This is a genomic window from Legionella sp. PATHC032, from assembly GCF_026191185.1.
GTDB lineage: Bacteria > Pseudomonadota > Gammaproteobacteria > Legionellales > Legionellaceae > Legionella.
The window spans coordinates 2,219,018-2,235,340 of the sequence record NZ_JAPHOV010000001.1 but is presented as its reverse complement, the minus strand read 5'-3'; the positions used below and the strand labels follow the sequence as shown (position 1 = coordinate 2,235,340).

The window sequence follows — 16,323 nt, the reverse complement described above, 5'->3', positions numbered from 1 at the left end:
GACTCATGAAACAAAATCCTCATCAAGGACATCCTAATTCGGGTAAAGAGCATGCTTCTTGTCATCAGGAGCATAAGACCCCCAAGCCTCCTGTGCCTTCCTCCAAAAGGGAAGGTTCAATTGTTTATACGTGCCCCATGCATCCAGAAATTCGCCAGTCTGCTCCTGGTAATTGCCCTCTTTGTGGTATGGCTCTAGAGCCGGAAACAGTGATGGTTTCGGAAGCTGCGAGCCCTGAGTATCTTGATATGAGACGTCGATTTTGGATTGCGTTGATTTTGACGGTGCCTATCGTGATATTGGAGATGGGTGGGCATGGTTTGCAGCATTTTATTTCTGGCGATGTGTCCAGTTGGATTCAATTACTTCTTGCCACACCGGTGGTGTTATGGGGCGGCTGGCCTTTTTTCAAGCGTGGTTGGCAATCTCTAAAAACACACCAATTAAATATGTTTACTTTGATTGCTATGGGCATTGGTGTGGCATGGGCTTACAGTGTGGTAGCTGTCCTTTGGCCAGGGGTATTTCCCCAAGCGTTTCGAAATCAGGAAGGGGTAGTCGCTGTGTATTTTGAAGCGGCAGCAGTGATTACAACGCTCGTCTTATTAGGACAAGTGTTAGAACTCAAAGCGCGCGAGCAAACGGGTAGCGCCATTCGTGCTTTGTTGAAATTGGCTCCTGAACGTGCTCATCTTATTAAAGAAGATGGCCGTGAAGAAGAAGTATCGCTCGACAAGGTTCAGGTTGGAGATAAATTACGAGTTCGTCCTGGTGAAAAAATACCAGTGGATGGGGAAGTACTGGAAGGACGAAGTTTTGTCGATGAGTCTATGGTGACAGGCGAACCTATTCCGGTGACTAAAGAAACAGGAGCCAAAGTCATTGGGGCGACGATTAACCAGACGGGGAGTTTTGTAATGAGCGCGTTGCATGTGGGCAGTGATACGATGCTTGCTCGTATTGTCCAAATGGTGAGTGAAGCCCAAAGAAGCCGTGCTCCTATCCAGCGATTAGCGGATACTGTTTCAGGATGGTTTGTTCCCGCAGTGATTTTGGTTGCCCTATTGTCTTTTATTCTATGGGCCTTGCTAGGTCCACAGCCGTCATTAAGCTATGGTTTAATTGCTGCCGTATCAGTACTTATTATTGCCTGTCCTTGTGCTCTTGGTTTGGCAACACCCATGTCCATCATGGTAGGGGTTGGAAAAGGAGCCCAAAATGGGGTTTTAATTAAAAATGCCGAAAGCTTGGAGCGCATGGAAAAGGTCAATACGTTAGTGGTTGATAAAACAGGTACCCTAACGGAAGGGCGCCCTAAATTGACCCGCATTGTGACTGACGGTGAGTTTGATGAAGAGGTTATTTTAGGGTTTGCGGCTACTCTTGAGCATCAAAGTGAGCATCCTCTGGGTCATGCTATCGTAACGGCTGCGAAAGAAAAGGAGTTGTCCTTTGGCTCAGTTGAAGACTTTGAAGCACCTACCGGCAAGGGAGTCCTAGGGAAGGTCAATGGTCATCGCATTGCCATTGGCAACCTGAAATTAATGCAGGATCACGGAAGTGACGACGCTTCCCTTCTTGAAAAAGCAGATGAGCTTCGCGCTCAAGGTGCCTCAGTCATGTTCATAGCAGTGGATGGCAAAACAGCAGCTCTTTTGGTGGTAGAAGACCCTATTAAATCGACTACTCCAGAAACCATTCACGAGCTGCAGCAAAGTGGTATCGACATTGTGATGCTCACCGGAGACAGCAAAAAAACAGCAGAAGCGGTAGCGGGTCAATTGGGCATAAAAAAAGTGGTGGCTGAAATTATGCCGGAGGATAAGAGCCGTATTGTAGGTGAATTAAAAGAAAAAGGTCTCATTGTGGCTATGGCAGGGGATGGGGTCAATGATGCCCCAGCACTTGCAAAAGCGGACATTGGTATTGCCATGGGTACTGGGACCGATGTGGCCATTGAAAGTGCTGGCATTACCTTACTGCATGGGAATTTGCGTGGTATTGCCAAGGCACGTCGTTTGTCAGAAAGTACAATGAGTAATATACGTCAAAATCTCTTCTTCGCATTTATTTACAACATGCTGGGTGTTCCGTTGGCAGCTGGTATTTTGTATCCACTGACAGGCTTACTTTTAAGTCCTATCATTGCGGCACTTGCTATGGCGCTTTCTTCCGTGTCAGTTATTGTTAATGCGCTTAGGTTGCGGCGGTTAATATTATGAAAAAAAAAACTATTGATGAAAGAAAAGAAAAAAAAGTAGATCTATACTAAGGGGAGTAGTTGGTTGTTTGTAAGGCAACATCATGGTTATTCCAGTTTTTATGATACTACTTGGCATCGGTTTTCTCATTAATGGAGCTTATTTGATTAATAAGCTGCTTCAACAAACAAATCATTATCGCCGGCAGTATTTAGTTTATCTTGCTTTTATCGGCGTTTTTATTTTGAGTTATTCGGCCAGCATTGTTTATGGTCTTTTGGTGGATCCTCATTGTCTTAATTATTTTTACGCCACTGTGTTTTTACTGGGTGCCACCTATATTGATTCATCGTGTCATCTCATGACCAAGACGATGCAAAAAATGGAATTGATGGATGACTTTAAAAATCGCTATGAAACGTTACGCCATCATGCGACTTATGATTCGCTGACTGGGTGTAATAACCGGGAATATCTTTTTGAGATGTTGAATACGCGTTTCCAACAAATACAACTCCATGGCGGTGAAGTCGTTGTTCTCTTTATCGATTTAGATCGATTTAAGGCAGTGAATGATCGCTTTGGTCACGATACGGGGGATACTGTTTTACAAACCTTTGGCCAATTCCTAAGACAGCGTTTACGAAAAGATGATGTGGTAGCACGTTATGGCGGAGATGAATTTATTGTATTGATGGAAAATACTTCTTTAAGTGAGGCTAAGAAGATTGCTGAAAATCTGGTGACTGCTGCTACCCAGTCCCTTAATGGAGAACTATTGGATACATTGGATTTAGGCTGTTCTATTGGCATTACTCAAATGAGCCGTCACTCGGTCTCAGTGAATGCCGCTATTAAAGAAGCGGATTTGGCCTGTTATGCAGCCAAGCAAAGAAAAATAAATGGTGCTGTTTGTGTCTACAGTCCAATGCTTGCGACAACAAGCAATCACATGGTTTCTTGTATCAAGCAAATGACCGAATAGAAAATTAATATGCACCAAGCAATCATCTTACAACAGTAGCCTGCTTGTGCGATAATGAGCCACTGTTCTATGCTGGATATCGTTTCAGTCTTTATTGTTACCCGTCTTGTTTAATCCTATGGGATAGTAGATACTGAAATAAAGAATAATAAAAAAAGGTATTGATTCATGACTCACTCTTTAATGAAGAGCGCACTGCTATTCATCGTTCCTGCTGTTCTTATGGGTTGTTCTTACAATGCCAAACTCACGCCAGAAGGCGAAAAAGTGATCCTTCTTAAGGCAGAAAAACGCTTAAAAACATGCACTTTTTTAGGGGAAGTCAGAGCGTACGATCGCAATGGCATGAGCCAATCCTATCAATCCCATGAACATTTGATTCAGGATGAGCTGAATATCCTAAGAAACAAAGCCGCCCTTTTAGGGGCAAATACTCTTTTCGTTAACGAACATCAGCAAACTTATGAAGGCAATCCCAAAAATGATTTGGTTGCGGACCATTGGATGGTGGGGAGAGCCTACCAATGCAAGACAAAGCAATAGTCATTTTTAAGTCTTACGGTTATGGAAAACAATAGGGTTTGGCTTTTTTCTTGTTGGGTGGTGCTTTTGTGGCTGTATTCTTCTTTAGCTAATGCATTGACTCTTCAAGAAATAACCCAAATTGCTTTGGCGAATAACAAGGATTTAAAAGCAGCTCGCTATAATGTGGCGATTGCAAAGGCCCGTTTAATCCAAGCGGGCCTTTGGCCTAATCCAAGTCTTAATCTCTCCAATAACGACGATCGCTTATTTAATGATGAAGGGGAATATTCACGCAGTGCAGGTTTTAGTCAAGCCTTCCCCATTTCTGGACGTATTGCAAAACAAAAAACCGTTGCACGCCTTGATGTACTGAAAGCCATGGCCGAAATTGGGGAAGCAGAGCGCCAACTCAGTGCCAAAGTAGCGAATGCCTTTTATGCAGCGGTGATTACGGAACGTCGCCTGCAACAATTGAATTATTTATTAAAAATCAATAAAGAATTAGTTAATGTCATCCATAACCGCTATAATGCGGCGGAGATTTCCAAGCTGGATGAGAATGCAGCACGCATAGAGTACCTGCGTATTGCCCAAGAAAAGCATCTACAGCATAGTCTTCGCATCAGTCAAAATGCCACCCTTAATCAATTAATGGGGCGACAAGCAGATACTCCTTTATCACTTAAGGGCGATTTAGCAACAGGACGACAACTCCCGAAATTAGCCCTCCTAAAAACATGGGCGCTTAACCATCGTCCTGACCGCCAAGCCATTGTCTTATCGATGAGTCGTGCCAATGCCGACCACCGCTTGGCAAAAGCTGAGCGTTTTGCTGATTGGACGGTAGGGCTTGGTGTCCAACAAGATAAAATTGTGGTGGAAGAGGGGTCACCTCAACCTGCCGACCGCACCTTAGGTGTGACACTTTCGGTACCCCTTCCTCTTTTAAATCGTAATCAGGGGCGAATTTTAGAAGCCAGTCATACGGCAACTCAAGCGATGATGGCGTTAAGCGCCTTGAATTTAAGTATTGAAACGGAAATAGCGAGTAATTACGGACAGCTGAAAGCGCTTAAAATGAGTCTTAGAGAAACCGAAACGGTTTCTCTTAAGTTAGGGGTTGAAAACATAAAACTGGCACAAGATTCTTATGAAAACGGGCAAATTTCGCTTTTGAACGTCTTGCAAGTGCAAAAGCAACAAAATGATTTGCAAATGACCTATCTCGCAACGAGAGAAAAATATTTACAAGTGTATGTGGCTTTGTGTACAGCCCTTGGCCCTGGGAATACCCAAGGATTTTGTCCTTACTTAGCTTATCAAAGGAATGGTGATAGTCAACATGTTACGACAACGAAATAGAAGGCTTGCCTTCATCAGTATTTTTTTAAGTTTATTTCTTTCTATGCAAGGGTGTTTTGCCCATGGCGAAGAAATTGAAGTGAGTGAAGGAGGGGCCAAAGGCCCAGTGCATTTAACACCGCAGCAAACCAAAATGTTGGGGATTAAAGTGGCAGAAGCCACCAATCGTCCTATGGAGCAAATGTTGGGTTTGAATGGCCAAATTCAACTTTTACCTGATGCGCAAGCAGATGTCAGTATTCGGATTAGTGGCAGTGTCACCGCCATTGATGTGAATTTAGGCGATATAGTCAAGGCAGGACAGCGCTTAGCTACAGTCCAATCAAGATTAGTGGGCAATCCACCACCGAGTGTTGCGGTCACAGCGCCGATTGCAGGCCTCATTGATGCCAGGAATATCAATTTAGGTCAAGCGGTTGAGCCCAATACCGTTCTTTTTCACATCAGCAATCGTGATAAATTATTCGTGATTGCTCAAGTGTATGAAGAAGATTTAGGCAAGATTAAGGTCGGGCAAGCAGTGAATATTCATGCCCTAAGTTACCCCAGGCAAATCTTTAAAGGCCAAATGACTTTAATCGAACCGAATCTTGACTCGTTAACTCGTACAGTGAATGTCAGAATTACCTTAGACAATAAGGAGGGGCTTCTCAAACCGGGTATGTTTGTACGTGCTAACGTTATTTTAGCTTATAATGAGGCAGCACTGGCTGTGCCTAGTGCGGCTTTGTTGCAAGCGGATAATGAGACCTTTGTTTTTGTGCAAAACGACGACACCTACGATCGCGTCGTGGTGAAAGTGGGTGCGGTGGATGATGAGCATTCAGAAATTACCGATGGCTTAGTTCCTGGCGACCTGGTCGTAACTCAAGGCAACCGTGAGCTTTATACCTTATGGTTAAGTGGGGGCAGTAAACCAAAAGCAGGCCAAGAGGAGCCTCATTAAATGTTTACTTATCTCATCGCCTGGTCCTTACGAAATCGTCCCTTAATTTTAGCTTTGACCATTATCCTCTGCTTGCTAGGCGGCTATACCTTGCAGCAAATGCCAGTGGATGTGTTTCCCGAATTTGCCCCGCCTCAAGTGGTCGTGCAAACGCAAGTGCCTGGCATGGCTACTCAAGATGTGGAAACCCTGGTGACTTATCTCTTGGAAAGTGCCATCAATGGAACACCTGGGGTGGCTAGTGTCCGCTCAAAAACTTCGGTGGGATTATCGACGATTACGGTGGTATTCGATGACAAAACGGACATTTATCGCAATCGTCAATTGGTGAACGAGCGTCTTCAGCAAGCAGTCAATCGCCTTCCTCCAGGGGCTAATGCACCAGTGATGCTGCCTGTGACTTCGGCGGTGGGATGGCTTGTTAAATACGCGCTTATTAGCCGCACCGCAAGCCCTGAAGCGTTGCGTACGATTTCCGACTGGACCATTCGTCCTCGCATCTTGGCTTTAGGTGGGGTGGCTGCGGTGGTTTCCGTTGGTGGAGAAGTCAAGCAATATCAGGTGCTGCTTGACTCACAACGCATGGTGGCTTATGGCATCACCATTGAAGAGGTACGCCAAGCCTTAACGTCCGCGAATCAAAACGTTCCTGGTGCTTTTGTGCATCAGGCGGGTACGGAGTTTGTGGTGAGTACCATGGGTCGCATCAAAACACTGGATGACATTAAAAAAACATTGATTGTGGTTCGTAATGGAGTTCCTATTACCATTAACAATGTAGCAACTGTCGCTTTCGGTGGTGAAATCAAACGGGGCGATGCGTCTTATAATGCAAAAAATGCAGTCATTGGCACGATTTCCAAAATCTATGGAGCGGATACCTTAACCACCACCTATAAGGTCGAACAAGCATTAGAGGAGATCAAACGCTCTTTGCCAGCAGGGGTGGAATTAGTAACTGAAGTATTTCGCCAAGCCAATTTTATTGAATCGGCGATTCACAACTTGACTAGAGCCTTGATTGAAGGAGCCATCATCGTCATTGCGGTGTTGTTTTTGTTTTTAATGAATTGGCGGGCTTCCTTTATTACGTTTCTTTCCATGCCGGTTTCTTTCATAGTGGGCCTCTTGGTTCTTCACTATTTTGGTTTTGGTATTAATTCGATGACTTTAGGAGGGATGGCGATTGCCATTGGTGAAGTGGTGGACGATGGTATTATCACCGTTGAAAACGTGGTGCATCGCCTACGATTAAATCGCTTGGCCAAGAAGTCCTTGCCCGCCATTGAAATTGTTTTTGATGCGGTTTTGGAAATTCGAAGCTCGGTCGTTTATGCGACCATTATCATTAGCCTCGTATTTTTGCCCATTTTCTTTTTATCAGGAATTTCTGAGCGAATTTTTAGTCCTTTGGCGATTGCTTACATTGCGTCAGTGATGGGCTCTCTTGTGGTTTCTATTACCACGGTGCCTGCTCTTTGTTATCTTCTTTTAGTGGGAAAAACGGAAAAAAAACAAGATACTCAAGTCGTGATGCATGCTTTGCCTCAAGAGGCGCGTTATCATTTGACCGAAGAAGAAATCGCCCAACATGCTCAAGCGGAAACTCGTTTTGTGATGTGGTTAAAAAAACATTTTTTAACAGGTTTAAATTGGTCGTTGGCGCATTGTAAAACGGTTGTAACTATGGCTATAGGCGCCTTTCTTTTCGCTTTAGCCTTACTTCCTTTTTTTGGAACTTCGTTTTTGCCCGAATTTCATGAAGGCAATTTTATTATCGCGATGAGCACCCTTCCAGGGACTTCCCTGGATGAAACCATGCGCTTAGGACAACAAGTGAGCAAAACTTTGTTGAAGTATCCGCAAGTCGTTTCCATTGCCCAACGGGCAGGGCGTAGTGAGTTGGATGAAGACGCCATGCCACCCAATGCCAGTGAATTTGATGTGAGACTTGATTTTGACAAAGACAAAACCATGTCACCGGATGAATTGTTGCGACGTATTCGAGCAGATTTGGCGAACATTCCGGGTGCTGTGTTTAATGTCGGGCAATTTATTGCCCATCGTATGGATGAAGTGCTCTCAGGAGTCAGAGCGCAAGTGGCGGTGAAGCTATTTGGCGATAATCTGGCCACCCTTAACGAATTAGGTCAATCGGTTGAAGCCATTTTAAAAACCGTTCCAGGGGTGGTGGATGTGAACAAAGAGCAACAAATCAAGGTGGCGCAGTTGGTCATTACCATTGACCGAGAGAAAGCGGCCCGTTATGGGGTTAATGTGGGGCAGATTTCAGAAGATGTGCAAGTTCTTCTTAATGGGGTGACGGTATCGAGTGTTCTCGAAGGCCAACGAACGTTTGATTTGTATGTACGCATGGGTGAAGAAGGGCGAGACAGCATGAAAGCCATTCAAAACATGCTGATTGATGCGCATGGTTTGGCGAATCAGGAAACCAAAATTCCTTTGCGTGCGGTGGCGGATATTCAGTTAGAGCCTCAACCTTTTGCAATTAATCGGGAAAACGTACAGCGCGTCTTGGTGATTGCGTTTAATGTGCAAGGGCGGGATTTAGGCAGTGTGATTCAAGAAGTTCAGCAACGGATTAAGGAAAAAGTGTCGTTGCCAAGTGGCTATTTCATTCAATATGGCGGACAGTTTGAAAGTCAACAACAGGCCTCTCGCGTGATAATTCTGTTTGGCGCGTTGGCCATTTTCATCATGTTGATTCTTCTTCATAAAGCGTTTGGCACCTTCCGTGAAGCATTATTGGTCATGTTTAATTTGCCGCTCGCTTTGATTGGTGGCGTGGTTTCTTTGTTTCTAGCAAGTGGGGATATGAGTGTGGCCGCCATGATTGGGTTTATCACTTTATTTGGCATTGCGGCACGTAATGGGATTATTTTAGTAAGCCATTACAATCAGTTGCGTACCCAAGGACAACCACGGGAACAGGTAGTCATTCAAGGCACTCTTGACCGTTTGGTGCCTGTGCTCATGACCGCAGCAACGGCAGCGCTTGGCTTAATTCCTCTGTTGTGGGGCTCGCCTTCTGGGAAAGAATTGGAGCGTCCTTTGGCACAAGTATTGCTTGGAGGATTGTTTACCTCCACGTTTTTAAATATGTTTGTGGTGCCCACAGTGTATAACACGATGGAAACTTGGCGTGAAAAGAGACAGTATGCAAAGGCAAACTCTCAAGGAGAATCATAATGAATCAAATAACGAAGTCTTTTAATAAAAAAGCACTAGGTTTGTTTAACCTGCTTGTTGTTTTGCTTTTTTTATTGTCACCTGCGTATGCTGCTGCTAATCATGAAGAGGAAGCTCAGTCTATCCCAACTACCATTCCTGCCATTTGGGAGGCCATTAACCAACATACTGCAGCCATTAATAAAGCGTTGGCTGACAATCAGCTGGATACCATTCACCAACATGCATTTGCGATTCGAGACTTAGTCAAAGCACTGCCCGATTTAAGCAAGAATTTGTCTGAAGAACAACTCAAAAATCTGAAGCAAAACGTGGGGTATACCGAGCAACTGGCAAAGCGCCTTGATAAAACGGGTGATGCCAATGATAAAGAAGGTACGCAAGCCAACTGGCAAAAATTGCAAAAAGTGCTGGCACAAATTCGAGCCAATTACTCTCTTTCAGGATCCTAGACTACTTCTTGATTCACAGCCAATCAACTTGCCTGATGGTAAGCTCTGCCTTTCTGTTTTGGAATAAAACATAACACCACACAACAAAAAGGCCATCTGATTCATTAATAATAATCACAGAAGGCAATTGATTTAATGCCCACTATGATGCCCATCCCACCAAATCCAATGTCCTTTCCACTTTATCCATCCAGGATGTCCTCCGTGAGGAGCTTTGTGATGTCCGCCATGATGATAGTTATTTGCGGCTAAAACGACGTTACCTTGAGGGTTTACTGGAGCATTAGGAATAAACGCAAAAACAACAGGAGCTTTATGTAAGTATAAGTCAGGATGTAGACTTGCTCAGTTATTGAGCAGTACTTCGAGTTGTACACTATTCCGAGTTACCTCAAAAGATTTGACTGAATACACCAAAGAGACATTAAGAAAAGGGATCTCGTTCTGATGCGTATCTATTTTGATAAATAGAGTCATTGATTTTTAAATGACCCTATTCATGCCAATTTTTATATCTTAATTTAATGGGGGAATAAACACTTTAATTTTATAAGGATTTGCTATGAATATTGTAACAGTATTAAGGAACACCATTCTTTTAATAGCACTTTTTTATTCTTTTCTTTAGTGTCTCAGCATGCACGTCTTTGACTCCAACAACTAAAAAAACTCAAAATAATGGCAAAAATCAGAGCAGTGGTCTAAAGCATAAAAATCCTTCTATTGGGCGTGTTTGGGCCAGTCATACTCGAAGGCATTAGTACCACCTTCGTATCCAGTAAACAATAACGAGAGTTCCTAGTTTTTTACATTCCTATTTAAGTAAGTAAAATTAAGGCAATAAAAGCGAAATTGGTGGTAAGTCATCGAGATTACAGTCACGTGATTCACTCTCCCCTAAGATTCTGCAAGTGCTGTTGAGCCGCTGGGTACCCCTGCTCAGCAGCTTTTTGAAGCCACTTTAGTGCTTCATCATGATTTTGAGGAACCCCCTGGCCATCATGATAAATTGCAGCAAGCGCGTATTGAGCTTGAGGTAACCCTTGATTGGCAGCAAGATGAAACCATTTCATTGCTTCAATATTATTTTGTTTCATACCTTTCCCTACAAGAAAACCGATAGCGATATTATACTGAGCGATAGGATCTCCTTGCTTAGCAGCCAGATAAAACCATCTCATTGCCTCAAAATCATTTTGCTGAGTATGATTACCTTCTACATACATTGCACTGAGAGTACGCTGAGACGCAAGATCGCCATGTTCACCTGCTTTACGAAACCATATTATTGCCTCACCATCATTTTGTTTTACACCCTTGCCAGTTAAATATAAGATACCCAGAGTACGTTCCGCATCTGGAAATCCTTGTTCAGCTGCTTTGTGGATCCATTTAACAGCTTCCCCATCATTATGTGAAATGCCAATGCCTTCTATGTAGAGTACACCAAGATTAAATTCAGCGACGGGATCATTTTTTTCAGCTGCTTTTCGAAACCATTTCATGGCCTTGCTATGATTTTGAGCAACACCTGTGCCGGTTGTGTACGTTAAACCAAGGTTGCGTTGAGCCATGGTATCACCCTGCTCTGCTGCCTTTTGAAACCACTTTACTGCCTCAGAGTAATTTTGGGGTACCTTTTTGCCAATCATATAATCTATCCCGCGGTTATTCCAATCTGCGGGATTTTTGTGTTGAACAACATAATTGTCCACATATTCTTTAATCGTATTAATGATTCCAGAATAAATGCTCACACCAACGATAATTCCGGCTAAAGGGAATGCTAACAGACGTAATCGCATACAATACTGTTCCTTGTTAACAGCGACAAATGGAAACCTATCTTATTATTGAATCAATAAAAATTCAAAACAAAATACTTAATTTTATTGGGGATTCCCTGCAAATAAATTGCTAAGGCTCAAGGAACTAGAAACACTCCCTGGCCAAAGAAATCCACAAGAGGTGATCATTTAGTCGTTTAACTCATGAAAAGATACCCCCTAGACAGAAGGGATGGGTTAGATTTTGTGCTATCATTTATTATATCTTATTGATTATAGTGCTAAATGCCAAGGATGTCGGCCATGAATGGACTAGAAAAACAATGTTGTCCCAAGGAAGTTTTATTGACTCAGCGGGAAGAATTGTCAGTTGGTACGGATTCATGTTGTGTTCCTACTGATGCAAGCACCTCGGATAATTTTTTTCCGTTCTTTAATCAGCTAATTCAAGCCAACCTGGCAAAATGGACAATGGGAATAAGTCCTGCCGCAATAGGTTCGTCCTATTCCACTTGGCTTTGGCAATTAATCCAATCCCCAGGAAATTTATGGGAACTGGCTTTTTACCCTATTTTTCATGCCAATGATTGTATTAATAATATTGTTTGTGTTGACCGTGCTGCTGGGGGTAAAGACGTGCGGTTTAAAAAAGACAGTTGGCAACCCATGCCATGGCGTTTGTTCGCAGAAGGATTTTTGCAGGTGGAGGATTGGTGGCGACGTGCTACAACGAATGTACCAGGGTTACCTCGTCCGGTGGAGCGCACGGTTTCATTTTGGGCACGCCAATGGCTTGATGCCCTATCCCCTTCCAATTTTGTCTGGTCGAACCCTGATTTATTCAACGAAGCCATACGCACGGGTGGGCTTAACCTTATTCAAGGCAGCCAAATTGCATTGGATGACTGGCTAGAAAAACTAACCGGCACACCACCAACAGGCTCCGAACACTTTATCCCAGGCCAACAGGTGGCCATTACGCCAGGACGAGTCGTGTTTCAGAATCACTTAATTGAACTCATTCAATATGAGTCGCAAACCAAGACAGTATACAAAGAGCCGATACTGATACTGCCGGCTTGGATTATGAAATATTATATACTGGATTTGTCCCCACATAACTCTTTAGTGAAGTGGCTCGTCAAGCAGGGACACACGGTATTTATAATCTCCTGGCGCAACCCCGATAAAGAGGACCGTGATTTGGGGATGGATGATTATTATCGTCTTGGTGCTATGGCGGCGATTGATGCGGTCTCCACCATTCTACCAGAGGCCAAAATCAATCTGATGGGCTATTGTTTAGGCGGCACCTTGGCTCTAATTACGGCGTCCGTGATGGGAAGAGACAAGGATGAACGTTTAAATAGCCTTACGCTGTTGGCAGCCCAAGGGGATTTTACCGAGGCTGGCGAATTAATGCTCTTTGTGACGGAAAGCCAAGTGGACTTTCTGAAAAGCATGATGCGGGAACAAGGGTATCTGGACACGAAGCAAATGGCGGGTTCTTTCCAGATGTTGCGTGCTTATGACTTAATCTGGTCCAAGATGATTCAAGATTACATGCATGGCATGCGGCGTGGAATGATTGATTTAACCGCTTGGAATGCCGATGCCACTCGAATGCCTTATAAAATGCACAGCGAATACTTAGAAAAACTCTTTTTAAAGAATGATTTTGCTGAAGGTCGTTATACGGTGGAAGGAAAACCGGTGGCCGCCGAAAATATTCAGCTGCCTGTTTTTGCTGTGAGCACTGAAAAAGACCACGTAGCTCCCTGGCAGTCAGTGTATAAAATCCACTTGATGACGGATAGTGATGTGACCTTCGTCCTCACGGGTGGCGGCCATAATGCGGGTATTGTGAGTGAACCGGGACATCCAGGACGTTCTTACCGTATTCATGAACATAAAGAGGGCGAGGCTTACTTAAACCCCGCAAATTGGCTAACCGTTGCAGAAAAGCGAGAGGGTTCCTGGTGGCGCGGTTGGCATGAGTGGCTGGTGCTGCAATCCACCAAGAAACGCATTCCTCCACCGGTTATAGATACGTCACTACCAGCAGCCCCCGGTACTTACGTGCATCAGAAATAGAAGGGAAGAAGGATGGAGCAGGAATTTCTTGAGAATGTGACCTTTAATGAACTTGAAGTGGGCCGTCAGGCTAGCTTAAGTAAAACACTCACTCAAGACGACATCAATTTGTTTGCTGCCATGTCGGGCGATGTGAATCCCGCTCATGTGGATTCCGTGTTTGCCAAGAGTACTATTTTTCATGGGATTGTTGGGCATGGTATGTGGTCTGGCTCATTGATTTCCGCACTTCTTGGCACCGTTTTACCTGGGCCAGGTACGATTTATCTTGAACAGGATATCCAATTTAAAAAGCCAGTGCGTTTAGGCGATACCATCACCATTACCCTCATGGTTAAGGATAAGCACACCAATAAACCCATTGTGATTTTTGGTTGCAAGGGTATCAATCAGCGTGGAGAAACCGTGATTGAGGGATTAGCAACCGTCCTTGCACCAACAGAAAAAATGCGAGTGGCGCGTGCCCACCTTCCGCCTATTGAAATTTATAACCACGATCGCTTTGAAGCCATTATTAAGACGTGTCGCTGTATGGCTGCTGTCCGTACGGCAATCGTGCATCCTGTAACGAGCAACGTCATGGAAGCGGTGAACGATGCGATGAAGGCAGGACTCATTACTCCTATATTGGTGGGACCTTTGGCTAAAATGAGGGCTGCAGCTCGTGATGCCCATATTGATTTATCCCAATGGGAAACGATGGATACCGAACATAGCGATGCTGCCGCCAATAAAGCTGCTGATTTGGCCGCTGCAGGCGAGATTGATGCCATCATGAAAGGCTCATTAAGCACCCATGAATTGATGGCAGCGATTGTGCTTTCGACATCCGGTTTACGCACCCAACACCGAGTCAGCCACGCCTATGTCATGGATGTACCTTCTTACCATAAGCCACTGATTGTTACCGATGCAGCGATTAATATCGCCCCAAGTGCGAGTGACAAAGCCGACATTTGTCAGAATGCCATTCACCTTTGGCGAGTATTGTATGGTGAGAACAAGAAGCCCAAAGTAGCACTATTGGCAGCTATCGAAACCGTCAATCCCAAGATGCAAGCCACAGTTGATGCGTCGATTTTATGTAAAATGGCTGACCGAGGTCAGATAACCCATGGTATCCTTGATGGTCCCTTGGCCTTTGATAACGCAATTAACAAAGAGGCAGCCAAAGAAAAAGGAATTGTTTCACTGGTTGCTGGGGATGCTGATATTCTTTTGGTGCCTGAAATCGAATCCGGTAATATTTTAGCCAAGCAACTCACCTTTTTAGGGCATGCGGATGCTGCTGGCATTGTTTTAGGGGCTCGTGTGCCCATCATTTTGGTAAGTCGTGCTGATTCACTACGCACCCGGCTTTTTTCCTGTGCTCTGGCGGTTAAAATGGCCGCAGCGCGAAAGGAAGGACGAATTAAATGACGAACATCAAAGCCTCGTGCCTTCTTGTGATTAATGTGGGCTCCTCCAGTATCAAATTTCAGCTTTTTTCAAGACAACCCAATCCAAAGATTTTAGCTTATGGAAAAGTAGTCGATATTGGGTGTAAGCCTTCATTTACAGTCACCGATGACCTCAAAATTCTAGAAGAGAGCGAGAATGAAAAAGCACGATTTGCATTAAAGTATTTCTGCCTCAAAATGGCCCAATTCATGGGTATGATGGCAATGGCACTAGGTGAAGTTGATGCGATTGTTTTTACCGGTGGTACAGGTGAGAATTCAGCGTTTGTGCGTGATGGTATTTTACGTCAATTGGAGTTTCTGAAACTCGTATTGTTGCTGCCAATGAAGAACGGATGATGGCAGTGCATGCCATGTCACTTCTTGAGCACCAAACAGGAGTTGGAAGCTTATGAAGAATAAAAAAGGACTGATTATTGGTATTGCTAATGAACACTCAATTGCCTGGGGTTGTGCCAAAGTATTGTATGAGGCCAATTGCGAATTAGCCATCACGTATCAGAATGAGAAAGCCAAGAGTTATGTTCAGTCTCTAGCAGAACAGGTTTCAGCATCCATTTTCATGCCCCTTGATGTGACGGATAAAGCCCAATTCGATGCATTATTCCAAAGGATAAAGGAGAGCTGGAGTCATCTTGATTTTGTCATTCATGCCATTGCTTTTGCGCCAAAAGCGGATTTACAAGGTCGGGTTGTCGATTGCTCCAAAGAGGGATTTATGGTGGCCATGGATGTTTCTTGTCATTCTCTTATCCGATTGGCAAAAGCGGCTGAGCCACTCATGGTCAATGGAGGAAGTATCATGACCATGAGTTATTATGGTGCAGAAAAAGTCGTTAAAAATTACAATCTCATGGGGCCAGTTAAGGCCGCTTTAGAAACTTCAGTTCGTTATCTTGCTATGGAACTTGGGAGTAAAAAGATTAGGGTCAATGCCATTTCTCCGGGGCCAATCAGTACGCGCGCGGCATCAGGGTTGGCCGATTTTGATAAACTGATGGAGAAGGCAGCCAATGAGGCACCCCTTCATCAGCTGGTGACCATAGAGGCTATAGGTGAGATGGCGGCGTTTTTGGTGTCTGATAAAGCCGTTTCTATTACGGGGCAAATTCTCTATGTGGATGCCGGTTATAATATCAAAGGCTAACAAGCTTCTTGATGATTACATGTATTGCCCTATTTTTGCATAACACACTACTTAATAAAATCCGTTTTTAATTGAAAGCATCTGGTTTTTTACATTGAATTGGTATCGGTTTTGTTTTATGGATTTCAAGAATTAGGTATTTATAGAGAAAGAA

12 protein-coding genes are annotated in these 16,323 nt (G+C 44.0%); 11 read left to right on the top strand and 1 reads right to left on the bottom strand.

Features of this window, described 5'->3' with window-relative positions:
• The first annotated feature begins 5 nt into the window (after window positions 1–5).
• From OQJ02_RS10055 to OQJ02_RS10025, 7 genes are all read left to right on the top strand, one after another.
• Window positions 6–2,222: a copper-transporting P-type ATPase gene (locus OQJ02_RS10055; protein ID WP_015444290.1), complete on the top strand. Its 2,217-nt coding sequence runs from the start codon at window positions 6–8 to the stop codon at window positions 2,220–2,222.
• Between the two features lie 82 nt (window positions 2,223–2,304).
• Window positions 2,305–3,186 (top strand): GGDEF domain-containing protein, encoded by an 882-nt coding sequence (locus OQJ02_RS10050; RefSeq protein WP_015444291.1) that lies wholly within the window; start codon window positions 2,305–2,307, stop codon window positions 3,184–3,186.
• A 168-nt stretch (window positions 3,187–3,354) separates the two neighbouring features.
• Window positions 3,355–3,729 carry a DUF4156 domain-containing protein gene (locus tag OQJ02_RS10045; RefSeq protein ID WP_015444292.1) on the top strand — a complete coding sequence of 125 codons (375 nt, stop codon included), beginning with the start codon at window positions 3,355–3,357 and terminating at the stop codon, window positions 3,727–3,729.
• 21 nt (window positions 3,730–3,750) lie between these two features.
• Window positions 3,751–5,073 (top strand): TolC family protein, encoded by a 1,323-nt coding sequence (locus OQJ02_RS10040; protein ID WP_015444293.1) that lies wholly within the window; start codon window positions 3,751–3,753, stop codon window positions 5,071–5,073.
• Entirely contained in the window at window positions 5,054–6,019 is a 966-nt protein-coding gene (locus tag OQJ02_RS10035) for an efflux RND transporter periplasmic adaptor subunit (protein ID WP_015444294.1), read from the top strand. Before OQJ02_RS10040 ends, OQJ02_RS10035 begins: the two co-directional genes overlap by 20 nt.
• A complete protein-coding gene (locus tag OQJ02_RS10030; RefSeq protein WP_015444295.1) occupies window positions 6,020–9,229 on the top strand; it encodes an efflux RND transporter permease subunit in 3,210 nt (1,069 codons plus the stop codon).
• Window positions 9,229–9,681 (top strand): hypothetical protein, encoded by a 453-nt coding sequence (locus OQJ02_RS10025; protein WP_015444296.1) that lies wholly within the window; start codon window positions 9,229–9,231, stop codon window positions 9,679–9,681. The genes OQJ02_RS10030 and OQJ02_RS10025 overlap by 1 nt, the downstream gene beginning before the upstream one ends.
• Before the next feature lie 887 nt (window positions 9,682–10,568).
• On the opposite strand, the gene OQJ02_RS10020 is transcribed toward OQJ02_RS10025, so the two are convergent.
• On the bottom strand, window positions 10,569–11,486 hold the full coding sequence (locus OQJ02_RS10020) for a tetratricopeptide repeat protein (RefSeq protein WP_015444299.1): 918 nt from the start codon (window positions 11,484–11,486) through the stop codon (window positions 10,569–10,571).
• A gap of 285 nt (window positions 11,487–11,771) precedes the next feature.
• Between OQJ02_RS10020 and OQJ02_RS10015 the strand changes: the two genes are divergently transcribed.
• Genes OQJ02_RS10015 through fabI form a run of 4 tightly spaced genes read left to right on the top strand, consistent with a single transcriptional unit; the run spans window position 11,772 to window position 16,169 of the window.
• Window positions 11,772–13,562 carry a PHA/PHB synthase family protein gene (locus tag OQJ02_RS10015; RefSeq protein ID WP_015444300.1) on the top strand — a complete coding sequence of 597 codons (1,791 nt, stop codon included), beginning with the start codon at window positions 11,772–11,774 and terminating at the stop codon, window positions 13,560–13,562.
• Window positions 13,563–13,574: 12 nt separating this feature from the next.
• A complete protein-coding gene (locus OQJ02_RS10010; protein ID WP_015444301.1) occupies window positions 13,575–14,981 on the top strand; it encodes a bifunctional enoyl-CoA hydratase/phosphate acetyltransferase in 1,407 nt (468 codons plus the stop codon).
• Window positions 14,978–15,361 carry an acetate kinase gene (locus OQJ02_RS10005; protein WP_015444302.1) on the top strand — a complete coding sequence of 128 codons (384 nt, stop codon included), beginning with the start codon at window positions 14,978–14,980 and terminating at the stop codon, window positions 15,359–15,361. The genes OQJ02_RS10010 and OQJ02_RS10005 overlap by 4 nt, the downstream gene beginning before the upstream one ends.
• Window positions 15,362–15,413: 52 nt before the next feature.
• Window positions 15,414–16,169, top strand: coding sequence for an enoyl-ACP reductase FabI (fabI, locus tag OQJ02_RS10000; RefSeq protein ID WP_015444303.1), 756 nt, complete (start codon window positions 15,414–15,416; stop codon window positions 16,167–16,169).
• Window positions 16,170–16,323: the final 154 nt, after the last annotated feature.